This is a genomic window from Corallococcus aberystwythensis, assembly GCF_003612165.1.
Taxonomy (GTDB): domain Bacteria; phylum Myxococcota; class Myxococcia; order Myxococcales; family Myxococcaceae; genus Corallococcus; species Corallococcus aberystwythensis.
On sequence record NZ_RAWK01000379.1, the window covers coordinates 1 to 7,134 of the forward strand.

The 7,134-nt window shown below is 69.2% G+C and carries 4 protein-coding genes, 5 tRNA genes and 1 other RNA gene; 9 read left to right on the forward strand and 1 reads right to left on the reverse strand.

Annotated features, from left to right (window positions below; all coding sequences use genetic code 11):
• The 9 genes from D7W81_RS38090 to ffs all read left to right on the forward strand — a co-directional run.
• On the forward strand, window positions 1-3,313 hold a 3,313-nt coding region (locus tag D7W81_RS38090; protein WP_120560272.1), incomplete at its 5' end, for a tetratricopeptide repeat protein.
• A gap of 157 nt (window positions 3,314-3,470) precedes the next feature.
• Entirely contained in the window at window positions 3,471-4,751 is a 1,281-nt protein-coding gene (serS, locus tag D7W81_RS38095; RefSeq protein ID WP_120560273.1) for a serine--tRNA ligase, read from the forward strand.
• A gap of 124 nt (window positions 4,752-4,875) precedes the next feature.
• A tRNA-Ser gene (locus D7W81_RS38100) sits at window positions 4,876-4,962 on the forward strand.
• A 42-nt stretch (window positions 4,963-5,004) separates the two neighbouring features.
• Window positions 5,005-5,094: transfer RNA gene (locus tag D7W81_RS38105), tRNA-Ser, on the forward strand.
• A 29-nt stretch (window positions 5,095-5,123) separates the two neighbouring features.
• A tRNA-Arg gene (locus D7W81_RS38110) sits at window positions 5,124-5,197 on the forward strand.
• Between the two features lie 25 nt (window positions 5,198-5,222).
• The gene (gene tadA, locus D7W81_RS38115; RefSeq protein ID WP_120560274.1) at window positions 5,223-5,690 is read left to right on the forward strand and encodes a tRNA adenosine(34) deaminase TadA; all 468 of its coding nucleotides are present in this window, start codon (window positions 5,223-5,225) and stop codon (window positions 5,688-5,690) included.
• Between the two features lie 6 nt (window positions 5,691-5,696).
• A tRNA-Ser gene (locus tag D7W81_RS38120) sits at window positions 5,697-5,783 on the forward strand.
• A 13-nt stretch (window positions 5,784-5,796) separates the two neighbouring features.
• A tRNA-Ser gene (locus D7W81_RS38125) sits at window positions 5,797-5,883 on the forward strand.
• Between the two features lie 28 nt (window positions 5,884-5,911).
• Window positions 5,912-6,004, forward strand: an RNA gene (gene ffs, locus D7W81_RS38130) — signal recognition particle sRNA small type.
• A gap of 88 nt (window positions 6,005-6,092) precedes the next feature.
• Here ffs and D7W81_RS38135 read toward each other — a convergent pair.
• Window positions 6,093-7,134: glycosyltransferase family protein (locus D7W81_RS38135; RefSeq protein WP_120560275.1), on the reverse strand; the 1,042-nt coding region annotated here is incomplete at its 5' end.

The window sequence follows — 7,134 nt, forward strand, 5'->3', positions numbered from 1 at the left end:
GTCCTACGACCTGGGCGAGCTGCCCTCCGCGAGCGAGGACCCCTTCGCCCTGCCGCCCTCGCCCGGCCTGGACTACTCCGACCTGCCCTCGCCCGCCTCACCCCAGGCGATGGACTTCTCGGACCTGCCCTCGCCCGCCGCGTCCGCGCCCGTGTCCTTCGACTTCGCGGAGCCGCCGGCGCCCGCGTACGGCCAGTCCCCCGTCCCCATGGATGATCCGTTCGCGGTGGACTTCACGTCCCCGCCTCCGGCCGCGCCGCCCGCACCGGACTTCTCCCTGGACTTTGGCGACCCCGCCCCGGCCGCGCCGCCCGCGCGCATCAACCCCGCGACGGACTTCGGCGACGTGGACTTCGGAGACCCGGCCCCCGTCCCGGCCTCCGCCGCCATGGGCCTGCCGGACGCGCTGGAGTTCGACCCCACCGCCGCGCCCGTGGATGACCTGGAAGCGGACCTCTCCGCGCCGCTGCCGCCCCCGCCCGCCGCGGGCCCCGCTGACGGCCTGGAGATGCTCAGCTTCATCGACGACAGCGCCGGGAAGGAAGCCGGTGGCCGCACGCCGGTGAAGCGCTTCCACGTGCGCCGCCGCTCCGGGAAGATGTTCGGCCCGTTCGAAGAGGGCGTCATCGTCAAGATGCTCGAGGACGGCCAGCTCCTGGGCAACGAGGACGTGTCGCCGGACGCGGAGTCGTGGTCCGCCATCGGCACGATGCCCACCTTCGCCGCCGCCATCCAGCGGCTGATGGAGGGTCCGGCCAAGGCCGTGCCGCTCGCGGCCACCCCGGGTGCGCCGGCCGCGGACTCGGCGGCCAGCACGGAGGCCTCCAACCCCCAGGCCAGCATGGAGCGGCTGCGCCAGCTCTACGAAGGCCGCATGGCCGCGGTGTCCGTCGTGGACCGCAGCGCGGCCGACGCGAAGTGGAAGAAGCGCCTGCCGGCCCTCATCGCCGCGGGCGTGTCGGTGCTCGTGCTGGGCACCGGCGCCAGCTTCGAAGCCAGCCGCTACGGCGCCTTCGGCCGCAACAAGTTCTTCCCGGCCCGCGTCTCCGCCGGCTCCCCGGAGGCGAAGCTCGTCGAGGACGCGCGCAAGGGGCTCCTGGCGGACACCTACGCCAGCTACAAGGAGGCGCGCACCAAGACCGGCCAGGTGCTGAACAAGAACGAGTACCCGGAGGTCCGCGCCCTCTGGTGCCAGTCCGTGGCCTACCTGCAGCGCCGCTACGCCGACGGCGACCGCGCCGACCTGGGCAAGTGCACCAAGCAGATGGAGGCCATCGAGCTCCTGGGTGAGAAGAACGTGGAGGTCATCAAGACCGCCGCCGCCATCGCGCTCACCCAGCGCAAGGCCGCGGAGGTGCAGGGCCGCCTGCGGGATGCGTCCCTGCGCGAGGACAACCAGGGCGACCTGGAACTCTCCTTCCTCCTGGCGGAGTCCTACGCGCAGCAGAAGGACACGGCCAACGCCGTCGCCACGCTGACCAAGGTGCTGGAGAAGGACGCGAAGTCCGCCAAGGCCCACCACGCGCTGGGCAACCTGTACCAGGCGCAAGGCAAGGCCGACGAGGCCGCCAAGGCCTACGCGGACGCGCTCGCCGCGGATCCGCAGCACGCCGCCTCCGCGGTGGAGCTGGCCGCGGTGGAGTTGCTCGTGCGCAAGTCCAACATCGAGCAGGGCGCCCAGGCCGTGGAGAGCGCCCTGAAGCTCCAGGACGCGCTGGGGCCCGCCGAGCGCGCCCGCGCCCGTGGCCTCAAGGGCGTGGCCCTCTTCCAGCAGTTCAAGCCCAAGGAAGCGGAGACGGAGCTGCAGGCGGCCTACAAGGACAACCCGGACTCCACCTTCATCAAGGCCCAGCTCGCCCAGGTCCTGCGCTCGCAGCGCGACTACGACAGCGCGCTGCCGCTCTATGAATCGCTCGCGAAGGAGGACAACGACAACCTGGAGTTCGTGGACGGCCACATCACCGCGCTGGTGATGACGGGCAAGATGCAGGACGCGCTCACCGCCGTGGAGGCCGCCAGCAAGAGCTTCCCCAACGAGGCGCGCATCGCGTACCTCTACGGCCGCATCGAGGACGCGCTCGACAAGCCCACGGAGGCGGAAGGCCACTTCAAGCGCGCCAACGCCGCCGACGCGAAGCTGGTGGACGCGGGCCTGTACCTGGGCCGCCTGTACCTGCGGCAGCACCGCAACGCGGACGCGCGCGCCCTGCTGGATACCGCCGCGAAGCAGGCGCCGGAGCACGCGGGCGTGCACGCGGGCCTGGGTGAGCTGGCGCTCGCGGAGAACAACAGCCTGCTCGCGCAGCAGGAATTCGACCGCGCCGTGCAGTTGGACCCCAACCTGGCGGACGCCCACCTGGGCCTGTCGCGCGTGGCGCTGCTCAACGGCGACGCGGCCCGCGCGGAGACGGAGGCCAACCGCGCCCTGGAGCTGGATCCGCACCTGTTGAAGGACGGCCGGCTGCAGCGCGGGCTCGTGCTCTGGCGGCTGCACCGCCTGGACGAGGCCGCCACGGAGCTGGAGAAGGCCAAGGCGGAGGACCCCCGCTCCACCACCACGCCCATCACCCTGGGCGCGGTGCTCCTGGAGAAGGGCGACCTGGGCGGCGCGGAGAGCAACCTGGGCCTCGCGCTGCGCAACGAGCCGTCCAACCACGAGGCGCTCTACTACCTGGGCCTCGTGCGCGCGAAGCGCTCCGAGTACACCCAGGCGCTCGACAGCATGAAGACCGCCGTGGACCGCGCCCCCAAGCGCGCGGACTACAAGTACGCGTACGGCGTCATCCTGCGCGACGCGAAGCGGCTGCCGGACGCCATTGAGCAGTGGAAGGCCGCCGTGGAGCTGGACCCCAACTACGCGGACGCGCACGAGGCCCTGGGCCACGCCTACCTGGAGCGCTCCGACTTCGACAGCGCCATCAGCTCCTTCGAGGCCAGCCTCAAGGCGGATCCGCAGCGCACGCGGGTGATGGGCGCCATGGGTGACGTGCTCTTCAACGCCGCGCGCTGGGACGACGCCGTCCGCCGCTACCAGGCGGCGCTCAAGGCGGATCCGAAGCTCACGTACGTCTACTACAAGGTCGCGCGCGCCTACACGGAGCAGGCCCAGCACGCGAAGGCCATCGACTGGTACAAGAAGGCCACCACCGCCGAGCCGGAGAACCCGCAGCCCTTCTACTACCTGGGCTTCGCCTACAAGGAGCGCAACAAGCGCAAGGACGCCATCACGGCCTTCAAGGAGTACCTGGTGAAGAAGCCGGACGCGTCGGACAAGAAGGACATCGAGGACGAAATCTACGACCTCGAACACTGAGCCGGCCCTTCCGGGCGGGCTCGCGGTCCAGGCCCGCCCGGTCAGCCACCAGGGCCCTTCCGGTCAGTCACCGGGGCCCGGGGGCGTCCGGCCCTGAGCACCCGGCGCGTGGTGAGCCTTGCCGGCCCACCCCGGGGTGACTACAAGGCGAGCCCCTATGCTGGACCTCCGGAACGTTGCGCAGAACTTCGATGCGGTCGTCGCCCGACTGAAGACGCGGGGCGGCAGCCTGGACCTCGGCCCCTTCCAGGCGCTCTTCCTGGAGCGCCGCGACCTCTACGTCTCCATGGAAGCGCTGGCCGCGCGCCGCAACGCCGCCAACGACGAGATGAAGCGCAAGGCCAAGGAGGACCCGGCCGCCATGGAGAAGCTGCGCGGCGACCTGCGCGGCGTGTCCCAGGAGATCAAGGAGAAGGAGGCCCGCCTCAAGGAAGTGGAGGAGGAGCTCAACCGCATCCTGCTGGTCATCCCCAACGTGCCCCATGAATCCGCCCCGGTGGGCACGAGCGCGGACGAGAACGTCCAGGTGAAGACTTGGGGTGAGAAGCCGAACCTGCTCTTCACGCCGAAGCAGCACTTCGAGCTGGGCGAGTCGCTGGGCATGCTCGACTTCGAGCGCGCCGCGAAGGTGTCCGGCAGCCGCTTCACCTTCTACAAGGGCGCCCTCGCCAGGCTGGAGCGCGCGCTCGTCACGTTCATGATCGACGTGCACACCTCCAAGGGCTACACGGAGCTGCTGCCGCCCTACCTGGTGCTGCGTGAGACGATGATGGGCACCGGCCAGCTGCCCAAGTTCGAGGACGACGCCTTCAAGACGTCCGGCGACCCCGAGCGCTTCCTCATCCCCACTGCGGAAGTCCCCGTGACGAACTACCACGCGGACGAAATCCTGGAGGGTGAGCAGCTCCCCATCCGCTACTGCGCCTTCAGCCCGTGCTTCCGCGCGGAGGCCGGCGCCGCGGGGCGCGACACGCGCGGCCTCATCCGCCAGCACCAGTTCCATAAAGTAGAGCTCGTGAAGTTCGCCTCTCCGGAGAAGAGCCTGGAGGAGCTGGAGGCCATGACGGACGACGCGTGCGACATCCTCCGCCGGCTGGGGCTGCACCACCGCGTGATGCTGCTGTGCACCGGGGACATGGGCTTCGGCGCTCGCAAGACGTACGACATCGAGGTCTGGCTGCCGGGCCAGGGCGCGTACCGGGAGATTTCGTCCTGCTCGGACTGCGGCGACTTCCAGGCCCGCCGCGCGAAGATCCGCTTCCGCCCCCAGAAGGGCGACAAGCCCCAGATGGTGCACACCCTCAACGGCAGCGGGCTGGCCGTGGGGCGCACGAGCATCGCCATCCTGGAGAACTACCAGCGGGAGGACGGAAGCGTCGCCATCCCGGAGGCGTTGGTGCCGTACATGGGGGGCTTGAAGGAATTGCGCCCCCTCTAGTCAGGTGGAATGGGGCCTGGACGTGAAAAGGCCCCAACATCTCTCTTGCCACGGAGAGAAAATGCGGTAGAAGGGCGGCCCCACGGGCGCGGTTGGCCCCACGGGAACCGACGGCAACAGCTGTGGAGGCGTGGCCGAGCGGTTGAAGGCAGCGGTCTTGAAAACCGCAGAAGGTGAAAGCCTTCCGTAGGTTCGAATCCTACCGCCTCCGATTTTGAGCTTGAGTTTCGCGGTTCTTTGACAGAGAAGAGTTGGAGAGATGGCCGAGAGGCTGAAGGCACAGGTTTGCTAAACCTGCATACTCGAAAGGGTATCGAGGGTTCGAATCCCTCTCTCTCCGCCACTTGATGTAAAGCAGCAGCCGGAAGAAATGCTCCCTTAGCTCAGCTGGATAGAGCGTCGGACTACGAATCCGAAGGCCGGAGGTTCGAATCCTCCAGGGAGCGCACTTCTTCTTCAGGCGCGCACATCATGAGTGACGACATCGCTTTCATGCAGCAGGCTCTTGAGCTCGCGCGGGAAGCAGCTTCACTCGGGGAAGTACCGGTAGGTGCAGTGGCAGTGCTGGACGGAAACGTCGTGGGCACGGGCTACAACCGCCGCGAATGCGACCGGAACCCCTTCGCCCACGCCGAAATGATTGCTCTGGCAGCCGCCGCCAAGGCGCGTGATGCGTGGCGACTCTCCGGGGTGACCCTCTACGTGACGCTGGAACCGTGTGCGATGTGCGCCGGTGCGCTGGTGCAGTCTCGTGTCACCCGACTCGTCTTTGGTACGATGGACCCGAAAGCGGGTGCGGTCGGCTCGCTGTACAATCTGGTGGAAGAGCCGCGGCACAATCACCGGCTCCAGGTCACAAGCGGTATCCTGGCGGAGGACTCTCGCCAGCTTCTCAAGACGTTCTTCGAGCGCTTGCGCGCGAAGCGACGTGAAAACTGAATACTTGGAGAGCTGGCCGAGTGGTCGAAGGCACCTGACTCGAAATCAGGCGTACCGGTAACGGTACCGTAGGTTCGAATCCTACGCTCTCCGCTCCATTGTCCTTGGAGAGGTGGCCGAGCGGTTGAAGGCACACGCCTGGAACGCGTGCATATCTGAAAGGGTATCGTGGGTTCGAATCCCACCCTCTCCGTTGTTACTTTCGCTGTAGCAGCATCGATTTTGTGGTCGGGACAACGTGGGGGCGCGAACCCCGCCAGGTCCGGAAGGAAGCAACGGTAGCGTACTTCCGCGTGTGTCCCGGCCGTTCTGTCTCACCTGAAGCGCCGACATCCCTCCGGGGATGCCGGCGCTTCGGCTTTGCGGGCTTGCCCTTCCCTGCCCGGCTGCCGCTGTCCCGTCTCAGTCGCGGACGAGGAGGGTTTCGCGCCCCACCTGGCGGACGACGCGGAAGCCGGCGGCCTGGAGCTCCGGCAGGGCCCGGCCCTCGAAGGTGACGGCGCGGTTGAAGGCCGGGTCGCGGATGGAGGCCTGGAAGGCCGCGTCCCGGGGCCAGTCGCAGGTGCGCCAGGGGATGTTCTTGCCGATGTAGAAGAAGCCTCCGGAGCCCCACAGCCCCTCGTTGACGATGAGCAGCCCCGTCGCGTCCCCTCGCGAGGCCTGGACGATGGCGCGGAACTGGTCCGCGCGGAGGTCGTTGGACGGGAAGCCCCCGCCGCGCACGAAGCCCAGGGCCAGCGCGAGCACCGCCGCCCCATTCCTCAGGCCCGGCCGGGGGAGCACGGCGATGGACGCAGCCACCTGGGACGCGGCCGCGAGCAGCGCCACCACCAGCCCCGGGTAGAGGAAGCGCTCCTCCTTGTGCGGCGTGGACAGGAGGACGGCGGTATAGACGGCCGCGCAGGTGAGCGGCAGGGACAGCGCGCGGAAGCGGAACAGGGGGACCAGCGACAGCGGCACGGCGGCCCAGGCCCAGAGGGGCACGGCCTGGAGCAGCGGCTCCCAGTAGAAGTCTGGCGGGGAAGCGCCGAACGCGGCGGCGGCCTTCCCGGAGAGGACGTTGTAGTCCAGGTAGGCCCGGAGCGAGTGGAAGGGCGTGCCCCAGGTGCCCCAGTCGAGCAGGCCCAGTCCCACCGCCACCGCCGTGCCGCCCACGCAGGTGAAGGCGAGCAGGCGCCACCGCCGGGCGACGGCCAGCCACACGAGCGCGGCCACCACGAACAGGGCGGACGGGTAGCGCGCCACCACGGCGAGCCCCAGGGCCAGCCCGCCCACGAGGCCCGCTCGACGCACGCGCGCGTCCGCTCCGCTGTCCGGCCGGTCCAGGGCCTCCATGGCCACGAGGAGGAAGGACGCGGAGAACGACTCAGACAGGGTGCGTCCGGCGAAGAGGAGCACCGGCGCGCTCAGCCCCACGAGCAGCACCGCGAGCGCCCCACCCCAC